Here is a 17,654-nt window from a genome sequence, read left to right as displayed (position 1 = left end):
GTTAGACCGGGGGGAGGTCGGCGATGTGGACGAGTTCGATGCCCTGGCTGCGGGAGACGAGGGTGCCGCGGCCGGGGGGCATCTTGCTCGGGCGGACGTCGCCGATGAGTTTGCCCTCGTCGCGGGAGCCGCTCATGATCAGGGTCTGGACCGAGAGGTTCTTCATGGCACCCAGGATCGGGTCGTAGAGGGCGCGGGAGGCGCCGCCGATGCGACGGGTGACCACCAGGTGCAGGCCGATGTCGCGGGCCTGCGGGAGGTATTCGAGCAGCGGGGCGAAGGGGTTACCGGAGCCGGTGACGACCATGTCGTAGTCGTCGACCACCACGTAGATCTCGGGGCCGGTCCACCAGCTGCGGTCGCGCAACTGCTGCTGGGTGATGTCGGCGCCAGGGATGCGCTTGGCCAGGTAGGCGGCGACCTCGGCGATCATCGGTCCGCAGGTCTGCGAGGAGGTGGAGTAGCCGGCGAGCTGGTCGCCTTCGAGGACACCGAGCATGGTGCGCCGGTAGTCGATCAGGATGACCCTGGCCTCCGAGGCGGTGGACTGTTCGGCGATGCTCATGACGATATTGCGCAGCAGCGTGGTCTTGCCGCATTCCACGTCGGCGAAGGCCATGAAGTGCGGCTCAAGGCCGAAATCCAGGACCAGCGGCTGCAATTCGGACTCACCGAGACCGACGACGACCTTGGTGCGGTCCAGCGTCACACCCTGCTGGCGCGCCGCGTCGAGCACCTGCTCGCGCGGGAAGCTCAGCGGCAGCATGCGCACCTCGGGCGCGCGCCTGCCCGGATACAGCGCGATCAGTTCCTCCCTGGCCCGGCTGACACCGTCGGCGATGGTGGACGGATCGGAGTCGGAGTCCAGGCGCGGCAACGCGATCAGCATGTGCAGCTGCTCGGGGGTGAGACCGCGGCCGGGCCTGCCGACCGGAACCTGGTGCGCGGTGCGGCGATTCATCTCCGAATCGCCGGGGTCACCGAGGCGCAGTTCGAGGCGGGTGCCGATCTGGTCCTTGACGATGGGGCGGATCTCGGCCCAGCGCGAGGCACCGAGCATCAGGTGCACACCGAAGGACAGGCCCTGGGTGGCGATGGCGTTGATCAGCGGTTCCAGCATGTCGAACTCTTCGCGGATCGCGCCCCAGCCGTCGATCACCAGGAAGACGTCACCGAACTGGTCGGCCGCGAGCGGATCGCCCGGCGCGGCGGTGGTGCCGTTGATCTGGCGGGCCTCGAGCGCGGAGAACTTGCGCCTGCGGAACTCGGCCATCGACTCGATGCCCAGCTCGGCGAAGCGTTCCTCGCGCTGACGCATGAGCGTGGTGAGTTCGGCGATGGTGCGCCGCACCCGGTCGCCGTCGAGCCGGCCCGCGACCGAGCCGACGTGCGGGATACCGGCCAGACCGGCCATGCTGCCGCCACCGAAGTCCAGGCAGTAGAACTGCACCTGTTCGGGGGTGTGGGTGGCGGCCGCGGCCAGGATGATGGTGCGCAGCGTGGTCGACTTGCCCGACTGCGGACCGCCGACGACGGCCACATTGCCCTGCGCGCCTGCCAGATTGATGGTGAGCACGTCACGCCGCTGCTCGTAGGGCTTGTCGATGACGCCGATCGGCATCCACAGCTGCCCGTGCCGGTTGACCGGCGAGCGCCAGTCGGGATCGGGCAGGAGCATGTCGGCGGTGGGCGATTCCTCGAGCGGCGGCAGCCACACCTCGTGGGCGGGCCTGCCGTGCCCGGTCAGCCGCTTGACCACCACGTCGAGCAGCGAATCCGGGATGCCCTCCTCGGCGACCGGGCCGCTCGGCGGCGGCGGGGGCAGCTCGGGCCTGCCACGCAGGATCGGGTCCTCTTCGGCGGCAACCTCTTCCGGCTCGGTCACCTCGACCGGTGCGGCGGTGAACACCACCGGACGCTGACCGCCGACGGGTGCGCCGTCGTCGTCGACGACCGTGCCGACCGGCGCCACATACGGGCCGGACACATAGCTGGCGTTGAACCGGAGTGGTTCGGAGGCATCGCTTTTCAGGTAGCCCGCGCCCGGGACGCTGGGCAGGTGATAGGCATCGGTGATACCCAGGACCGCGCGGGATTCGTTGGCGGAGAAAGTGCGCAGGCCGATCCGGTAGGACAGGTGTGACTCGAGGCCACGCAGTTTGTTCTCCTCGAGGCGCTGCGAGGCCAGCAGCAGGTGCACGTGCAGCGAGCGGCCAAGGCGGCCGATCATCACGAACAGTTCGGCGAAATCGGGCTTCTGCGAGAGCAGTTCGGAGAACTCGTCGACCACCACGAACAGCGCGGGCAGCGGATCGAGCGGCACGCCCGCGGCCCTGGCCTTCTCGTAGTCGGTGACATTGGCGTAGTTGCCCGCCGAGCGCAGCAGTTCCTGACGGCGGTTCATCTCACCGGCCAGCGCGTCCTTCATGCGGTCGACCAGCGAGAGTTCGTCCTCGAGGTTGGTGATCACGGCAGCGACGTGCGGCAGCGAGTCCAGGCCGAGGAAGGTCGCGCCACCCTTGAAGTCGACGAGCACCAGATTGAGCGCGTCGGGCGAGTGCGTGGTCACCAGCGAGAGCACCAGGGTGCGCAGGAATTCCGACTTGCCGGAACCGGTGGCGCCGATGCACAGGCCGTGCGGGCCCATGCCGTTCTCGGCGGATTCCTTGATGTCGATCTCGACGGGGGTGCCGTCGGGCGTGATGCCGATGGGCACCCGCAGCCGCTCGCGCGCGGTGCGCGGGCGCCACACCCGGGCCGGGTCGATCTGGGCGGCGTCGGGGATGCGCAGCAGCGCCATCAGCCCGGGATCGCTGGTGGTGCCCTCCCCCAGGCTGACGATCTGCGCCGCGGTGGCCAGCCGGTAGCGGGCCAGCGCGCGGGCGAAGGACTCCGCTTCGGCGGGGCTCACCTCGTCGGCGGTGGCGAAGCGTTCCACCCCGGCCGCGCTGCGCGCCGAGACCGCGCCGTCGCCGACCACGAGTTGCAGGCCGCGCCGGGCGGCCAGGCCGTTCTCGGGGGCGGTGAGGTCGAGCACGGTGACCGAGTCGAGCCCGGATTCGCTGATGATGCGCTCGTTGCCGCTGATGTAGCCGTCGTCGATCACCACCACCACGTGCAACCGGCCCTGGGTGGGCTGCGGATTGCGCATGAACCGGCCGCGTTCCATCAGCTCGGCCTGCAACGCGGACTCGAATTCGCCGAGCGAGGTGTACATCATCCTGGCCGAGCCGAGACCGTCGCGCACCGACGGATGCTGCACGTGCGGCAGCCATTTCGCCCAGGACCAGTGCGTGTCCGGGTCGGCGCAGACGATGGCGACGGCGAGGTGGTCGGGGCCGTGGAAGGTGGTGAGTTCCATGAGCATCGCGCGCACCAGTTCGCGGCCCTCGTCGAGGTCGCCGCCGATGTTGATGGCGGGGAACGCGCGCAGCGAGACGGCGGTGGGCAACCCGTGCACCACCGAGTGGGTGCGCACGAACCGGCGCAGGGCCACCGTCGAGACGGGTTCGAGGTCTTCGAGCGGGCCGGTCTCGGGCCGGGCCAGCTTGGTGGCCAGGCGATGACTGCCCACGCCGACCCGCACATGCCCGAAGTCCGGGTCGGCCGGGCGGCGCTCCCACATCCGCCTGCTGCCGATCAGCGAGGGCAGATCGGCCGGTTCCGGATGACTCCAGCCCAGCGTCTCGAGCTGCTTGATCCCGGTGCCGCGCACGTCTTTACGCACCTGGTCGAGATAGCGGAAGTAGTCCTTGCGTTCCTCGTTGAGCTCGACCGCACGCTTGGGACCACCGCCGCGCATGCCCGCCATCATGCCGACCATCGACATGAGCATCATCATCGGGAACATCATCATCATCGGATTGGCCAGCAGGTTGCGGCCCATCGAGACCATCATCGCGATCATGCCGACCACCGCGACCACCATGATCACCGGCATCAGCTTCATCATCAGCGGCGAGGGGATGGCGCGCTGGATCTCCGGCGGCGGGGTGAGCGCGACTTCACCGCCCGGCGCGCGCGGCGGGGCGATCCGGGGACGGCGGACGAAACCTTCGGTGGCCATCGATCCCTACTCCTCGAATTCCTGATTGAGATCGGCGCGGCGCCCCCGGAACGGGAAGCCGAAGGCGGCGCCGATACCCAGCGCGGCCAGCAGCGTCAGCGAGCCGGCGATCGCGATCCGGCGCGGGCGCGGGTCGGGTTCCGGTGCCGCGTAAGGCGTCTCGATCGGATGACCCACATCCGCGCCCCGGCTGGGGGGCTGCTCGGCCAGTGGCGCGGTGAGGGCGGCGAGCGGGTCGATCAGGCCCGCGCCGATGGCGTCGTCGCGGCCGCGGCCCGGCGCGTGCGCGGTGCGGGTGATCCGGTCGATCACCTGCTGGGCGGACAGTTCCGGGAACCGGGAACGCACCAGCGCGGCCAGGCCGGCCACATACGGTGCGGCGAAACTGGTTCCGTCGACGGGTTGCACACCGTCCATGGTCTGCACACCGTCGACCAGGCCGGTGCCGCCGGGCTTGCTGTCGAGCGAGACGATGTCGCGCCCGATCGCGGCGGCCCCGAGCCACGGCCCGCGCAGCGACAGCGCCGAGGGTTTGCCGTCGGCGTCGACCGAGCCGACCGCGAGCACGTACGGGGTGAACCAGGCGGGCGAGGGAATGGTCGTCACCGAACTCCAGCCGGTGCCCTCGTTCTGGTTCTGGCAGGGCCCGCCCTGTTCCACATTGCCCGCCGCCGCCACGACCACCACATTGCGGTCGTAGGCGTATTTCACGGCGGCGCCGAGCGACCCGTCGGCGGTGTCGGAACCGGCCGCGGTGCAGGCGACTTCGGAGATGTTGATGACGGTGGCGCCCAGGTCGACGGCGCGGACCACGGCGGCGGCGAGGGTGAGCACGCTGCCGTAACCGTCGTTGCGCAGCTCGCCGGACCGGTCGGGCTGCCGGTCCTTGGTGTCGTAGGCGAGGCTGAGCTGACGGATGGTCAGGATCTCCGCCTCGGGGGCGACGCCGACGAACGCATCGTCAGGTGACGGTCGCGCGGCGATGATCCCGGCCACCAGCGTGCCGTGGCCGTCGCAGTCGACGGTGCCGTCGGAATCGCTGACGTAGTCGCCGCCCGCCTGCAGCGCGGGCAGCCGCGGATGCCGGTTGACGCCGGTGTCGATCACCGCCACCTTCTGGCCCGCGCCCCGGCTGAACTGCCAGGCCGAGGGCAGGTCGAGCACCCGCTGCGCCATCGGTGGTTCACTCGGCGCGCTGCCGCGCAGCACCGGTTCGGCGCAGAGTTCACGCTGTTCGGTGGGCTCGAGCGGGGCGGGTCGGCCGCTCAGTGCCAGCGCGGCCTCCAGGGCGACGGGGTCGATGCTCGGCGGGGCGACGGCGTTCGCGGGTGCCGGAAATCCGGCGGCCGCGCCGAGCACGGTCGCCGCGCAGGTCAGCCGCAGCAGCAGGGACAGCCGGGTCATATGTTGCGAGCGGTCGAGTACACATCCATGACCCACAGCGCGAGCGGGATCATCGTGATGATCAGCAGGTACTCGACGATCTCGATCATCCGCCTTGTCACCGGGGTCACCTCGACGTGCGGGCCGATCACCCCGAACACGATCACCGCGCCCGCGGTCGCCAGCAGCAGCGCCACCGCGGCGAAGTGCAGCGAGTCGTGGCCGAGCCCGAGACCGGTGAGCAGGGCGAGCACGATGAGCGCACCGGCGGTGATCAGCGTGGCGGCCTGGACCAGGTCGGCATAGGAACGTCCGCGCAGGCACAGCACGCTCGCCGCGACGACGGCCAGCGCGACGCCGCCGGAGTGGAAGGTGCCCAGCGGGTCGGCCGCGCCGACGGCACCGACCAGCGCGGCCAGGGCGCAGGCGATCACCAGCCCGGTCTGGATCTGATTGGCGACGCGGGCGCGTTCGCCCAGGCCCGCGGCCGAGGGCAGGGCGATGGCGCCGATCGCGCCGATGCCCTCGATGGTCGGGCGCTGTTCGTGGTCGGCCGGGTCGATCGCGCCGCCCGCGGTGGGCACCGGCGGGATCGGCAGCCGCGCGGCCACCGCGGCCAGCCGTGGCACCGACGACAGCAGGATCACCGCGGCCACCAGCACCCCGGCGAACAGCTTGGCCAGCCCCGGATGCCAGAGCAGATAGATCAAACCGGTGACCGCGCCGAACACGCTCAGGGTGATCGCCGCGGCGAAGAGCCCGGCGCCGACCCCGGTGATCCGGTAACCGAGCACCCCGGCCACCAGCAGCACCACACTGCCCAGCAGCACCTGGCCCGCGCCGAGCGGGCCGGGCACGATCAGCGCGCCACCGCCGAACAGCAACAGCAGCGCGTCGAGCGAAAGCCAGTGCGCGGTGACCGGATCGGTGAACTTGCGCGCGGCGATCCCGGCCGCGGCCATGGCCGCGATCCCGGTGCCGAGCAGCGCGAAGGCGGGGACGAGCGGGTCGCTGCTCGAGCGCGAGACCCCGAGCAACACGAGTGCGGCGAGGATCGCGACGGTGGCCAGCACCAGGCCGGTCCAGCGGGCGGCCGAGCCCGACCAGCCACGGAATTCGCCTGCGGTGAGCCGGGATACGGCGTCGATGACATCGTCGAACAGCGCGGGTGACTCCTTGCGGGTCACCGGGCTAAGCACCAGCAGTTCGCCGTCGTAGACCTCGGCCTCGGTGAGTGTGCGGCTCGGCGCGAGCGGGTCCTGGCCGAGCCGGGCCAGGGTCCAGTGCTGGGCGCGCACCGGCGCGGAGTCCTCGTCACCGTCGGGCAGACGCGGGTTGCGCGAGCGGATCAGGGCGACCAGATCGCCGATGAATCCGGCGATCGGCACGGTGGCGGGAAGACCGATATCGAGCTGCGTATCACCCCCGATCACCGAAACTCGGCACAGCTCGGGCTCATTGCCTGACAACGTCGACACCAGTGATGAACTCTCAGTTGTAGCTGACTACTTCCGTTGCGACCACACGGCAGCGTTACCTAATCTAACGGACAGGGCAAACCGGCGCGATCGAAGTCTGAGCCGCCGGATTGAACAGCAGCTGTCCACCAGAGGAAGATTTCGGGGTCCGACACCACATGCCAGACATTCGCCAGGCGCAGCGCGCGTTCGACGCGGGCGTCCTCTCGCTCGGTCTGTCCATCGACGGTCAGGAATCCGCGCGCGACGAGGAGTACGCGAAGCTGGCCTTCCAGCGTGCGACCGAATGGGATTCGTCGATGTGTGACGCGTGGCTGGGCCGCGCGGCCGCGGGCGAGATCACCAAGGAGGTGCTGTTCAATCTGCACCGCACCAGCCTCGATTCGCTCGGCCGTGAACAGCGCAGGCTCGGCCTGGCGCCGCGGGCGATGGCCGGGCGCTTCCTGCCCGGGCTCTACATCGACTATCCGCTGGCCGGGCTCACCGAGATCTGGCTGGCCTGGGCGAGTCAGCTGATCGCCGACAAGGATTACGACCAGGCCGAGCAGGTGCTCGACAAGCTGGCCGAACTGCGCGCCGGGCGCACCGAGGACCCGGATAAACAGATCGACGACCGGATCAGCGCCTACATCCGCGGCATCCTGCACTACAACACCCAGCGCTGGCCGGATGTGATGACGGTGCTGGCCGGTTCGGCGGACTGGAAGGACCCGTACCTGGCCACCGGCGCGAACGTGATGGTCGGCACGGCCTGCGCGCAGCTGGGCCTGTTCGGTGAGGCGATCCGGCGGATGGAACAGGCCGAGGCGGGCCCGATCCCGTCGGCGAAGTTCACCGCCATGTACAACCGCGGCCTGTGCCTGCGGGAATCGGGCAACGAGGCCGAGGCCCAGAAGCTGTTCGAGCAGGTCTACTCCCAGCTCCCCGATTTCGCCGCCAACACCTCGGCCATGCGCGACCGCACCTTCCGCATCGTGATCACCAGCCGCGAGGTGATCGACGCGCGCACCGACAAGTGGGACCCCACGTCGGCGCCGTCGCTGGCCGCGATGGACGAGGCCGCTGCCGAGGACCGCGCCAAGACCGTGCTCGCCGAGGCCCGTGCGCAACTGGACAAGCAGGTGGGCCTGGCCTCGGTGAAGAACCAGGTGGCCAAGCTGCAGTCCTCGGCGCAGCTGGCCAAGATCCGCGCGGGCAAGGGCCTGTCGAGCCAATCGCGCGGCCAGCACCTGGCTTTCACCGGTCCGCCCGGAACCGGCAAGACGACGATCGCGCGCGTGGTCGCCAAGATCTACTGCGGTGTCGGGCTGCTCAAGACCGACAAGGTGGTCGAGGCCAAGCGCGTCGACTTCGTCAGCCAGAATCTCGGTGGCACCGCGATCAAGACCGAGAAGCTCATCGACAGCGCCATGGACGGCGTGCTGTTCATCGACGAGGCCTACACCCTGATCCAGACCGGCCTGTCCGGTGGTGACGCGTTCGGCCGCGAGGCGGTCGACACGCTGCTGGCGCGCATGGAGAACGACCGTGACCGGCTGGTGGTCATCATCGCCGGATACGACGGCGAGATCGACCGCCTGCTCACCGCCAACGACGGTCTGGCCTCGCGCTTCGCCAAGCGTCTGCAATTCCCCTCCTACACCGCCGACGAACTGGGCCGCATCGGCGAGATCGTCGCGGGCGGACGCGATTCCCAGCTCGCGCCGGAGGCACTGACGACGCTGGTGCAGACCTGCCAGTACCTCTACGACCTGGAGAGCACCGATCAGAGCGGGCAGCCGCGCCGCGGGGTGGACCTGGCGGGCAACGGCCGGTTCATCCGCAATGTGATCGAGGCGGCCGAGGAGGAGCGCGAGTTCCGGCTGGCCAATACCGAGGGCATCGACCTGACCGAGGTCGACGACGATGTGCTCATGCGGATCGAGGATGCGGACATGCGGACCGCGCTGAGCGGAATCGTCGCCACGCTCAATGTGGGCAGGGTCCCCGGCCTCGACTGAGCCTGAAACCGCAGGGGCCGTGGGCTATCCGCCCACGGCCTCGCCTACTTGCTGGCGGAGGGCAGCGAATCGTAGCTGGTCAGCGCGTCTTTCGCGGACAGCGTCGGCCCGGGGACCAGCTGGCCGACCACCGACCAGGGCGCGAGCCGCGGGGTGGTGCCGAGGCCGAGCACCGCGGCGGTTGCGGCGTCGGGGATGCCGTAGCGAATGCCGTTGTCGGCCACATAGAACAGCGATTCACGACGAAGGCTACCCGGCTCGGCACCGGTGACCTGCACGTATTCGCCGGTGCTCGGGGGCAGGTAGACCGCGTCCATCCGGTCTCCGGTGCCGTCGGCGCTGGCCAGGGCGACAGGTTTGGCCGCGTCCGGCAGCGGCAGGGTCATCCCGGCCAGCATCGTCACCGTGGCGCGCTCGCCGGGACCGTCCACCGACTTGCCCGGCGCGGCGGCCGCACCCGGGTTCTTGGCCCAGTGCACGCAGGCGACCGGGGCGTCCTCGGCGGACAGGATGCGCGGCGCGCGCTCGGGGAAACCGTCGATCGGCAGGGTGTGCCGGATCGGCATCTGGTCGAGCGCGTCCGGGGCCAGCGCGGCGATCTCGCGCATACCGCGTGAGTCGGCATTGCGCAGCAGGTCGGCGGTGAACTCCGAGACCCGCTGCACGCCGTCGGCCAGCACCACGTACAGGGTTTCCGGGTCGGCGGCCCGCACGCCGCGCACCGAGATGATGCCGCCGATCGGCACATTCGACAGTTTGCCCGGCCCGGGCTCACCCGCGCGGTCGATGGTGGGCACGGCCAGCGGCGGGGCCTGGGTGGTCGCGCCGAGCACCGCGCTGCCCATCGGGCGCGCCTGCTGATCGGTGAGGCCGAGGGTGCGCGAGACCACCGAGTTGGCCGGGTCGATCTCGGCCCTGGTGCCGCGGTGGACGAGGTAGGTCTTGTCGTCGCGGCGCACGAGCAGGGCGTCGTCGTCGGCCGTGACACCGATCCGCTCACCGGTCGCCAGCCCGCCGACGATGGCGGTGGTGGTCCCGCCCGTCGCACCGGACGCGCTGCCGGAGGCCGAGAGCTGGGTGGTCTCGCACAGCGTCCACTGCGAGCTCGCGCCCTGGCCGGAGCCGGGCATGGCCGCGGGGGCGCCGGGGATGCCGAGCAGCGGGCCGCGCGGCAGCGAGCCGAGCTTGTCGTCCTTCACCGATTTCGGGGTCTGCGCGTCACCGGCGATCAACCGGGCCGAAGCCAGGTTGAGCACCGGATGCAGCGTCTTCTCGCCCTCTTTCGCCTCGACGACCACATACATGGCGCCGCTCTGCTTGCCGGTGACGATCAACGCGTCACCGATCGCGCCCTGTGGTTTGAGGAAACCCAGAATCGCCGCGCCCGCCACGATGATCAGCCCGAGCACCGCGCCGACCATCATCGACCGGCTCTGCGAGCGCATCGGATCGTGCAACATGCGCACGTCACGGCGGACCAGCGCGTGGTCGAGCCTGCGCAGCAGAAAACGATAACCATTGACCTGGGCTTTGGTTGTCAGCTGTGCCGGCACAGGAACTCCGTTGCTGCGTTGATCACCATCTCGTCGGACACGGTACCGTAAATCCGGAATTGTCCTTCACCATGAATCGACGGATGCCGAGCAGGGACAACGATTTTGAACAACGAAATGAACGCCGGGCGAACCGGCGGCGACAATGCCTATGACACACTGCGCGATCCGGAATTCTGGTTGTTCCGCATGTATCCGCTGCGGGCCTGTGTGCCGGTCGCGATTCTCGCGGCCGTGGTGGCGTGGGTGGTCCTGGCCACCACCGATTCCGGGTACGGGGCGCTCGGTGCCGCCGCGGCGGTGCTGCTGATCGGGCTGGTCCCGATCCGACGCCGCCCGCCCGCGGTGCGGGTCGAGGGCTGGGTGGCGCGGCGGCTGCGCGCCCGCGCCGACACCCTGGACCGGGCCCCGGCCTTCGATGTCCCGCTGCCCGAGGGCGGCGGCTGCGGCGTGCGCTGGGACGGCGACCTGCTGCTCACCATGCTGCGGATCGACCCACCCCCGGACACCCTCACCCTGCTGCGCCGCGGCGCGCTGAGCGCCGATCAGCTGCTGCCGCTGACCGAGGTCGCCCAGTGCCTGGACCAGTTCGACGTGGAGCTGGTGAGCATCGATGTGATCGCCACCGGCGCGCGCACCGCGGGCACCGGCGCGGCCGCGCACCTCTACGACCGCATCCTCGGCCCCCTGCCCGCCATCGCGCACCGCACCTGCTGGCTGGTGCTGCGGCTGGACCCGGTGGCCAACGCGGCGGCCGTGGACAAGCGCGGCGGCGGCGCCACCGGTGCCCTGCGCACCATGATCATCGCCACCCGCCGCGTCGCCAATCGCCTGGCCACCCAGGGCATCGACGCCGCCGTGCTCACTGCCACCGAGATGAACAGCGCGGTGCGCGAACTCTCGCACGGGTTCGACCCGCTGCGCCTGACCGAGTCCACCCACGGCCTCGAGTCCGAGTTCGGCAGGCACCTGACCCACTACCAGCTCACCGCGCCGATGATCAGCACCGCGGGCCTGGCCGAGATCTGGTCGCTGCCGACGCTGTCGACCACCGTCACCCTGCGCCTGCATCCCGGCGCGCGGCGGGTCGGCCGCGCCGACGACAAGGCGGGCACGGTCGTGCTCAACGCCGTGGTCCGTTTCGATTCCCCCGCCCCCTACGACGAGGTCCCGATCGCCGGACTGCGGGAACTGCCCGGCGGCCAGCGCCGAATCCTGCTCGACGCCTTACCCATCGGCGCCGCCGAGGACCTGGGCGGACGCGACGGCTACCGCGGCACCCTCACCGCCCTCACCGACATCGCCGTCCCCACCACCGGCTGCGGTCAGCTGATCGGCGCCGACGAACGCGGCCAGGGCATCGCCGTGCCGCTCATCGGCGCGGGCACCCGCCATGTCGACGTGATCGGCAATCTCGACCTGGCCCAGCAGGTGGTCCTGCGGGCCACGGCCCTCGGCGCCCACGCGGTGGTCCACACGACCCGCCCCCAGGCCTGGCACTCGATGGTCGCCAATCTGGCCACCCCGCAACTTCTCTCGATCGCGCCACGCGCCGCCGGTGCCACACCCCAGACCCCACCGGGCCCACCACCGGCCCCCGCCGCGCCCTATCCGACGACCACGGTCCTGGTCTTCGACGGCATCGCCCCCACGAGCCATATGGGTGGCGCGACGATCGTCGAGGTACTCGCGACCGAACGCGATCCCGAGGCGATTCCCCCCGACGTCACCCTCGTCCAGGACCCGTACGCCCCCAACAGGATCACCGTCCGAACCGCCACGGGAAGTGCGACGGTTTCGATGGTGACGACTCCCGACGAAATGCACTACATCGGAGAATCCCTGGCGGCCCGCTGAATTCGGTCAGCATGAAACGGGGCGTGACACTGTGCCGAAGGCACAAGTCACGCCCCGTTTTTCATCGCAACCCGAGAGCGCTTCAGCGCTCTCTTTAAAAGTCGGCGAAGCCGTCGCCGACCTTGCCGTCTGCCTCGAGGGCGCGGTTGAGCGCCGACTCGACCTGGGCGGCCAGCTTGTCGAGCTTGTCGAGGGTGTCGGTCAGCTCGGTGGTGACGTTCTTGTGCGCGGTGTCGAAGTTCGCGATCGCGTTGTCACCCTGCAGGTTGTTGCGGAAATCCGAAGCGGCGCCTTCGAGTTCGTCGATCTCGCCCTTCATCTTCCCGCCGTAGGTCTGCAGGTCGCTGAACAGCTCGTTCATCGCCGCGGGATCGTAAAGAATGGTCATGAGCTCAGTTCCTGTTCGTGCGGGTACGCGTCAGAGGTTGGTGTAGGTGCCGCCGCCACCGGAGGCGCCGCCACCGGACAGCCCTGCGCCGTCCATGTTCACCAGGGTCGACTTACCGGTGTTGACGGCTTCGGTGAGCCGGTCGAACTTCTTGTTCAGCGCGTCGGCTTCGTCGTGCCAGGCCTGGGCGACCTTGACGAATTCGTCGGAGGCGTCACCCTTCCAGCCGCGCAGCACGGCCTGGGCCGCGTCGTCGATCTGGCCGACCGACGTGCGCAGGTTGTTGATGGTGCCTTCGAGCTTGGAGACGACGCCGTCTACGCCGCCTGCTTCTACACCTACTGGTCCCTGAGGGGGCATGTGCCGAACCTTTCCTAACTTGATGGTTGAAACGAGAGATGGCTAGTCGGGCCGCCACCCCCCACCGGGAAGCCCCTCGAGGAGCGCACCGACCGCCTGGGTGAGGCGATGGTCGGTGCCCGGCGTGATGGTGGACCACACCTGCCCGTCGGGCGCCGTCATCGGCGCGACGACGATCCGGCCGCGCGCGGTGTCGTACACCGCGACCGCGCCAGGGGCCCGGGTGGTCAGCCCGTCGTGATGGACGGTGGCGACGATCTCGGTGTAGCCGTGACAGCTGCCGAAGGCCGCGCCGAGCACGGTCGCCTGATGCGCGTCGATGCCGAGCGCGTACATCGCGTCCACGTAGTGGGAGGTGGTCTCGGCGGCGTCCAGGCGCGCGGCCAGCTCGTCGGCCGCGACGCTCACGCCCGCCACCTCGGCGGGCGGGCAGGCGGGCAGGGCGGCGAGCAGCAGGCGGGCGAGTTCGCGGTCGGAACCGTCGATGGTGCTGGTGGTGATGTCGAACGCGGCGCCGGTGCGCACGGCGTTGGCGTGGCCCGCGCCGCGGCGGGCCAGGCAGACGCGGCGGCGGTCGTCGTCGCCGTAGCGGCGGGCGACGAGTTCGGCGTCGGGCTGGGCGAGGATGTACAGGGCGTCGGCGAGCCCGGGTTCCACATCGCCGTAGGCGTCGAATATCCCGGTCGCGGTGAGCTCGTCGACCGCGGCGTCGCGGGCCGCGCGCCACGCCTCGAAGGTGTCCTGCTGGGGAGCGACGCCCAGGACCAGCGGCAGGGTCTGCACGCCGAGCCGGTCGGCGACGGCCAGCAGCGAGTCGTTGGTGAGGGTGGTCATGGCCTGCCCTCCGCCCCAGCCGTGGTGGTGCCGGTCTGCGGGGCCGGTCGTTCGGCGACGCCGAGCACGGCGGGCGCGGCCTGGATCTCGCCCTCGGCGACGAGCTGGTCGGATTCCTCGTAGGCGATCCCGGCGCGGGGGAAGGCGCTGCCGCCGCTCTGGCCGCCCGCGCCGGCGCCCACGGCACCGGGGACGATCGGGGCGTGGCCGGTGGGAGTGCTCACCGGGGTGGCCTGCGGTGTCGTGGTGGTGACCGCGGCAGTGGACTGTACGAAAGTCGGTGCGCGGTACGCGGTTTGCACGGGCGCGGGCATCCCGGGCAGCATGCCGAGCCCTGCCGTGCCGAGGCCCGGCAGGACGCCGGTGGCGGGCGCGCCGGGAGGTGTGGTCTCGGCCGCTTGTTCGCCTGTCAGCGCGGCTTCCGGTGCGATGGACGGCGGCGGGGCGTGCAGCCAGGGGGTGGCCAGGGGTTCGGTGGCGGCCTCGTAGCTGCGCATCACCCGGGAGGCGACGGCTTTGGCCACGTCGGCCTCGGTATCGGTCTGCGCGGCAATGGCTTTGATCGGCGCGCCGAGCGCGGTACCGACCTGTTCGAGGGCCTGCTGCATCGCGGTGATGGCGGCGATGTCGGCGGTGGCGGGCATGGCCAGGGCCGCCACCTCGTAGGCGAGGACCTGGGCTTGCAGGCGCGCGGCATTGGCGGTCGCGGCGGCGGCCGTCTCGATGAGCCATTCGCGCAGCGTCGAGATGCGTTCCCACACTTGTTCACTGCGCCCGGAGGTCCAGGAACCGCGCAGGGTGTGCAGCACCTGCTCGTAGTCGAGCACGGCCGCGCCGAAGGCCGCGGCGAGCCGCGTCCAGGCGGCGGCCGCGTCGGCCATCGGCATCGGACCCGCACCGGAGGTGAGGTCGGTGGCGAGCTTCTCGGGCTCGCGCGCCTCCCACACCACTCCGGTGAAGCCGGGCTGCGGTGGTTCGATCATCGTCCGGTGAAGCCGCTGGTGTTGTCGGTCTCCATCTGGTCGAACTCGCTGACCTGCGCGCGCAGGGTCGCGGCCAGCTTGCTCATCTCGTGCGCACCGGCCTCGGCGCCGGTCAGGTAGTCCTGGGCCACGCCGTTGGCGGTGGTCGCCGCCCGCGCGGACACCTCGTCGGTCCCCGCCGGTGCCACCTGCAGGGTGGGGGCGAGCGCGCTCAGTTCCGTGGTGAGCCGCTCGGCGATGCCGTCCAGGGCGGCCGCGGCCTTGCTCGCGGCGGTCGCGTCGAATTCGAAGCTGTTGGTCATGTGCCACTCCTGTCGTGCTGATCCCGCGTCACAGTGAGAGTTCTTTGTCCGGTGGCGCTTCGGTGGTCACCGTCTCGGCGGCACCCACCACGGGTGTCGCCACCCCGGCGATCGGGCCGACGACCTCGTCGCCGTGGTTACCGGTCACCAGTTGCGAATGCACGGCCTCGTTGCCGCCCCCGTCGACCGCGCGCGCCAGCGGAGCGCCCGCGCCCGCCGCGCCACCCATCGGCATGTAGCCCGGTGAACCACTGGCCGCGGCCGTGGTCGTGGCGGCGCCGCCGGAGGTGGTGCTCCCGCCCGCTCCGCCGAACGCGCCGGTGCTGGTCAGCCCGCCCGCGCGCCCGCCCTGCCACGGGCTCAGCGGCGTGGCGGCCGCGCCCGCGGCGCCGATCGCGCCGACACCACCGATCGCGCCGCCGCCACCGCCACCACCGCTCGCACCGGTGAGCGCGTCGGCGGATTCCTCGGCGGTGAGCGCGGCGTCGGTGCCGGTCGTGTCGGTGGTCGTGGTGCTGGTGGACAGCGAACTCACCTGCTCGGCCAGCGTGCCGATCGAGGACACCGCGGTGCTCGCGGTGCTGATCAGCGGCGAGATCAAGCTCATCAGCTGACTCAGCGACTCGCTGCTCGCGTCGACCCCGCTGGGCGCGTTGGTGACCTCGACCTTCTCCCCCGCCTGCGCCATCTCGCCACTGCGCGCGACCATCTCGGCCTTGGTCTCGGCGGTGATCGCCAAGCCCTCGGCCATCGCCTCCATGGTCGCCGCGACCAGCACCGCCTGCCCGCCCGGCGTCGCCGCGTAGAGCGGGGCCAGCGCCAGCGTCGCCGAGTAGCGCGCGATCACCGCGGCCATCTTGGCGCCGCCGACGGCCACATTGCCCGCCGCGTGGGTGAGCACCGCCTTCTCCTGGGTGCTCTGCGCGGCCAACTTCGCGCCGTCGGACTGGGCCGCGGTCGCCTTGTTGGTGGCCTCCATCGCCGCGGCGCTCTGCCACAGCTGCATCACCGTCTGCAACGCGGTCGACCCGAGCGACATCGCGGTCTGCAACCCCGAGGTGATGGCCGAGAGCGCGTCGACCGGATTGGTCGAGGTGCCCGTGTCGGAGGTGGTTCCGCCGCCGAGGGACCCCGTGCCGAAGGCCGAGGCCAGCTGGGTGAGCGGCTGCATGAGCGCGCTCAGGTCGAGCGTCGGCAGCGGTGGCATGTCCGGCAGCTGGATGAACTCCGGCAGCGCGGGCAGCTGCGGCAGCCCCATCGTGCCGAGCACCTGGCTCACCGGCTGATCCAGCATCGGCGCCAGCGAACTTCCGCGCAGCAGCTCGAGCACGGTCGGATCGACCGGCACCGCCGCGCTTCCCCCGGGATTCGTCATGACTACCGATCGACCGCGGCGATGCCCAGCTTGGACGCTCCGTCGGCGCCCTCGTAGGTGGCCGCGGCCTGGGTGGCGGTGAGCGCGGTCCCCGCGTGCACCGCGGCAAGCTCGGCCACCGAAGTGAGGTGATTGGCCTGCGCGTAGGCGAACGACAGCAGGAACTCCTGGCCGATCAGGCCGAACACCGGCACCGCGGCGGCCATCGTGGCCGCCTGGTCCACCGCGCCCGCCTGGGCCACCCCCGCCGCCATGGTGGCCGACGCACCCGCGTACGCGCGAACCGCTTCGGGAACTACCGCAACGTGATTCATGGCTATCGTCCAATCTCGAAACAGCCCATGGTGTTTCGTTACTCTATCTACCCGCTGGAAACCTGCACCATGCATATCGAGGGTGAAGTTCAGCTGAACCTCACGTGCCCGCCCGGTTGAAAGCGCTGACCAGCTCGGCGCGTTCGCCGAGCGCGCGATGCGCGGCGGCCCGTGCCGTCTCGACCAGAACGCGCTCGAAATCGGCGGGCGAGAGCTTGCCGACCGCCGCCGTGAATTCCAGCCCGACCAGCGCGCCCGCGCCGTCGACGGTGGCGGTCACCGCGCCGTCGGGCGAGGTCTCCTGCGCCCTGATGTCCTGGGTCGCCTCGTTCAGGTCCTGCAGCCGGTAGAGCTGCCCCTGCACCTTGGCGATCAGTTCGTCCATGGTCTCGACCATCGCCCCCTCCTCTCTGCTCGTCGGCTCGTCAGATCGAGCGCAGCCAGCTCTGCGGCTCGGTGTCGTATTCCTGCTCCTCGACGATCTCCGCCGCCGCCACCTCGGCCGCGGTCGGCAGCCCCGTCGCCGCCAGCAGCGCCGGGTCGAACCCGGCCTCCGCCAGCTGATTCCGCCGCGCCAGCCCCGCCCGCTTGGCCGATTTCCGGCACAGCCGCAGGATCTCGGCGGCCAGTTCGGCGGGGTCGCGCCGCAACTGATCGGCGTCCACGGTGACACCCACCGGCAGCCCCTGCTCGGTGGTGCGCACGGAGATCGCGCCGGTGAGCGAGGCCGCGGTGAACTCGGTCGGGAACTGATCCATCGC

Annotated in this window: 15 protein-coding genes; 2 read left to right on the top strand and 13 right to left on the bottom strand. The window is 70.7% G+C overall.

All coding sequences use genetic code 11. The features are described 5' to 3' along the window. Position 1: 1 nt before the first annotated feature. From eccCa to eccD, 3 genes are read right to left on the bottom strand one after another with little or no spacing between them, the layout of a single operon-like run. Positions 2 to 4,066, bottom strand: a complete 4,065-nt coding sequence (gene eccCa / locus ACWEMY_RS13440) for a type VII secretion protein EccCa (RefSeq protein ID WP_452390242.1) — start codon at positions 4,064 to 4,066, stop codon at positions 2 to 4. A 6-nt stretch (positions 4,067 to 4,072) separates the two neighbouring features. Then, the gene (mycP, locus tag ACWEMY_RS13435; RefSeq protein WP_452390241.1) at positions 4,073 to 5,470 is read right to left on the bottom strand and encodes a type VII secretion-associated serine protease mycosin; all 1,398 of its coding nucleotides are present in this window, start codon (positions 5,468 to 5,470) and stop codon (positions 4,073 to 4,075) included. Next, positions 5,467 to 6,927, bottom strand: coding sequence for a type VII secretion integral membrane protein EccD (eccD, locus tag ACWEMY_RS13430; protein WP_452390240.1), 1,461 nt, complete (start codon positions 6,925 to 6,927; stop codon positions 5,467 to 5,469). Before eccD ends, mycP begins: the two co-directional genes overlap by 4 nt. Before the next feature lie 158 nt (positions 6,928 to 7,085). Here eccD and eccA point away from each other — a divergent pair, with 158 nt between their 5' ends. Next, positions 7,086 to 8,927, top strand: a complete 1,842-nt coding sequence (gene eccA, locus ACWEMY_RS13425) for a type VII secretion AAA-ATPase EccA (RefSeq protein ID WP_452390239.1) — start codon at positions 7,086 to 7,088, stop codon at positions 8,925 to 8,927. Between the two features lie 44 nt (positions 8,928 to 8,971). Here eccA and eccB read toward each other — a convergent pair whose 3' ends face one another. Beyond that, positions 8,972 to 10,480, bottom strand: coding sequence for a type VII secretion protein EccB (eccB, locus tag ACWEMY_RS13420; protein WP_452390238.1), 1,509 nt, complete (start codon positions 10,478 to 10,480; stop codon positions 8,972 to 8,974). 117 nt (positions 10,481 to 10,597) lie between these two features. Between eccB and eccE the strand changes: the two genes are divergently transcribed. Next, entirely contained in the window at positions 10,598 to 12,337 is a 1,740-nt protein-coding gene (gene eccE, locus ACWEMY_RS13415; protein ID WP_452390237.1) for a type VII secretion protein EccE, read from the top strand. Positions 12,338 to 12,431: 94 nt separating this feature from the next. On the opposite strand, the gene ACWEMY_RS13410 is transcribed toward eccE, so the two are convergent. The 9 genes from ACWEMY_RS13410 to ACWEMY_RS13370 all read right to left on the bottom strand — a co-directional run bounded on the left by ACWEMY_RS13410 (position 12,432) and on the right by ACWEMY_RS13370 (position 17,651). Then, positions 12,432 to 12,725, bottom strand: a complete 294-nt coding sequence (locus ACWEMY_RS13410) for a WXG100 family type VII secretion target (RefSeq protein ID WP_375934311.1) — start codon at positions 12,723 to 12,725, stop codon at positions 12,432 to 12,434. 30 nt (positions 12,726 to 12,755) lie between these two features. After that, on the bottom strand, positions 12,756 to 13,085 hold the full coding sequence (locus tag ACWEMY_RS13405) for a WXG100 family type VII secretion target (protein ID WP_336085347.1): 330 nt from the start codon (positions 13,083 to 13,085) through the stop codon (positions 12,756 to 12,758). Between the two features lie 42 nt (positions 13,086 to 13,127). Next, positions 13,128 to 13,919, bottom strand: coding sequence for an ESX secretion-associated protein EspG (locus ACWEMY_RS13400; protein ID WP_452390236.1), 792 nt, complete (start codon positions 13,917 to 13,919; stop codon positions 13,128 to 13,130). Beyond that, on the bottom strand, positions 13,916 to 14,902 hold the full coding sequence (locus ACWEMY_RS13395; protein ID WP_452390235.1) for a PPE domain-containing protein: 987 nt from the start codon (positions 14,900 to 14,902) through the stop codon (positions 13,916 to 13,918). The genes ACWEMY_RS13400 and ACWEMY_RS13395 overlap by 4 nt, the downstream gene beginning before the upstream one ends. Then, on the bottom strand, positions 14,899 to 15,204 hold the full coding sequence (locus ACWEMY_RS13390; RefSeq protein ID WP_452390234.1) for a PE family protein: 306 nt from the start codon (positions 15,202 to 15,204) through the stop codon (positions 14,899 to 14,901). The genes ACWEMY_RS13395 and ACWEMY_RS13390 overlap by 4 nt, the downstream gene beginning before the upstream one ends. A gap of 28 nt (positions 15,205 to 15,232) precedes the next feature. Next, positions 15,233 to 16,579: a hypothetical protein gene (locus tag ACWEMY_RS13385; protein WP_452390233.1), complete on the bottom strand. Its 1,347-nt coding sequence runs from the start codon at positions 16,577 to 16,579 to the stop codon at positions 15,233 to 15,235. A 2-nt stretch (positions 16,580 to 16,581) separates the two neighbouring features. Then, positions 16,582 to 16,893, bottom strand: coding sequence for a type VII secretion target (locus ACWEMY_RS13380; protein ID WP_375934297.1), 312 nt, complete (start codon positions 16,891 to 16,893; stop codon positions 16,582 to 16,584). A 100-nt stretch (positions 16,894 to 16,993) separates the two neighbouring features. Next, positions 16,994 to 17,290 carry a YbaB/EbfC family nucleoid-associated protein gene (locus ACWEMY_RS13375; protein WP_375934294.1) on the bottom strand — a complete coding sequence of 99 codons (297 nt, stop codon included), beginning with the start codon at positions 17,288 to 17,290 and terminating at the stop codon, positions 16,994 to 16,996. Between the two features lie 28 nt (positions 17,291 to 17,318). After that, positions 17,319 to 17,651: a hypothetical protein gene (locus ACWEMY_RS13370; RefSeq protein ID WP_375934291.1), complete on the bottom strand. Its 333-nt coding sequence runs from the start codon at positions 17,649 to 17,651 to the stop codon at positions 17,319 to 17,321. Positions 17,652 to 17,654 lie beyond the last annotated feature (3 nt).

Source organism: Nocardia sp. NPDC004415, assembly GCF_053602435.1.
The sequence above is the reverse complement of the archived record's forward strand: the minus strand, read 5'-3'. Positions and strand labels throughout refer to the sequence as shown.

What these genes read in the sequence shown, in the direction of transcription:
- eccCa (WP_452390242.1), bottom strand. Translation starts at nt 4,066, where the DNA reads ATGGCCACCGAAGGTTTCGTCCGCCGTCCCCGGATCGCCCCGCCGCGC.
- mycP (WP_452390241.1), bottom strand. Translation starts at nt 5,470, where the DNA reads ATGACCCGGCTGTCCCTGCTGCTGCGGCTGACCTGCGCGGCGACCGTG.
- eccA (WP_452390239.1), top strand. Translation starts at nt 7,086, where the DNA reads ATGCCAGACATTCGCCAGGCGCAGCGCGCGTTCGACGCGGGCGTCCTC.
- eccE (WP_452390237.1), top strand. Translation starts at nt 10,598, where the DNA reads ATGAACGCCGGGCGAACCGGCGGCGACAATGCCTATGACACACTGCGC.
- ACWEMY_RS13410 (WP_375934311.1), bottom strand. Translation starts at nt 12,725, where the DNA reads ATGACCATTCTTTACGATCCCGCGGCGATGAACGAGCTGTTCAGCGAC.
- ACWEMY_RS13405 (WP_336085347.1), bottom strand. Translation starts at nt 13,085, where the DNA reads ATGCCCCCTCAGGGACCAGTAGGTGTAGAAGCAGGCGGCGTAGACGGC.
- ACWEMY_RS13400 (WP_452390236.1), bottom strand. Translation starts at nt 13,919, where the DNA reads ATGACCACCCTCACCAACGACTCGCTGCTGGCCGTCGCCGACCGGCTC.
- ACWEMY_RS13395 (WP_452390235.1), bottom strand. Translation starts at nt 14,902, where the DNA reads ATGATCGAACCACCGCAGCCCGGCTTCACCGGAGTGGTGTGGGAGGCG.
- ACWEMY_RS13390 (WP_452390234.1), bottom strand. Translation starts at nt 15,204, where the DNA reads ATGACCAACAGCTTCGAATTCGACGCGACCGCCGCGAGCAAGGCCGCG.
- ACWEMY_RS13385 (WP_452390233.1), bottom strand. Translation starts at nt 16,579, where the DNA reads ATGACGAATCCCGGGGGAAGCGCGGCGGTGCCGGTCGATCCGACCGTG.
- ACWEMY_RS13380 (WP_375934297.1), bottom strand. Translation starts at nt 16,893, where the DNA reads ATGAATCACGTTGCGGTAGTTCCCGAAGCGGTTCGCGCGTACGCGGGT.
- ACWEMY_RS13375 (WP_375934294.1), bottom strand. Translation starts at nt 17,290, where the DNA reads ATGGTCGAGACCATGGACGAACTGATCGCCAAGGTGCAGGGGCAGCTC.
- ACWEMY_RS13370 (WP_375934291.1), bottom strand. Translation starts at nt 17,651, where the DNA reads ATGGATCAGTTCCCGACCGAGTTCACCGCGGCCTCGCTCACCGGCGCG.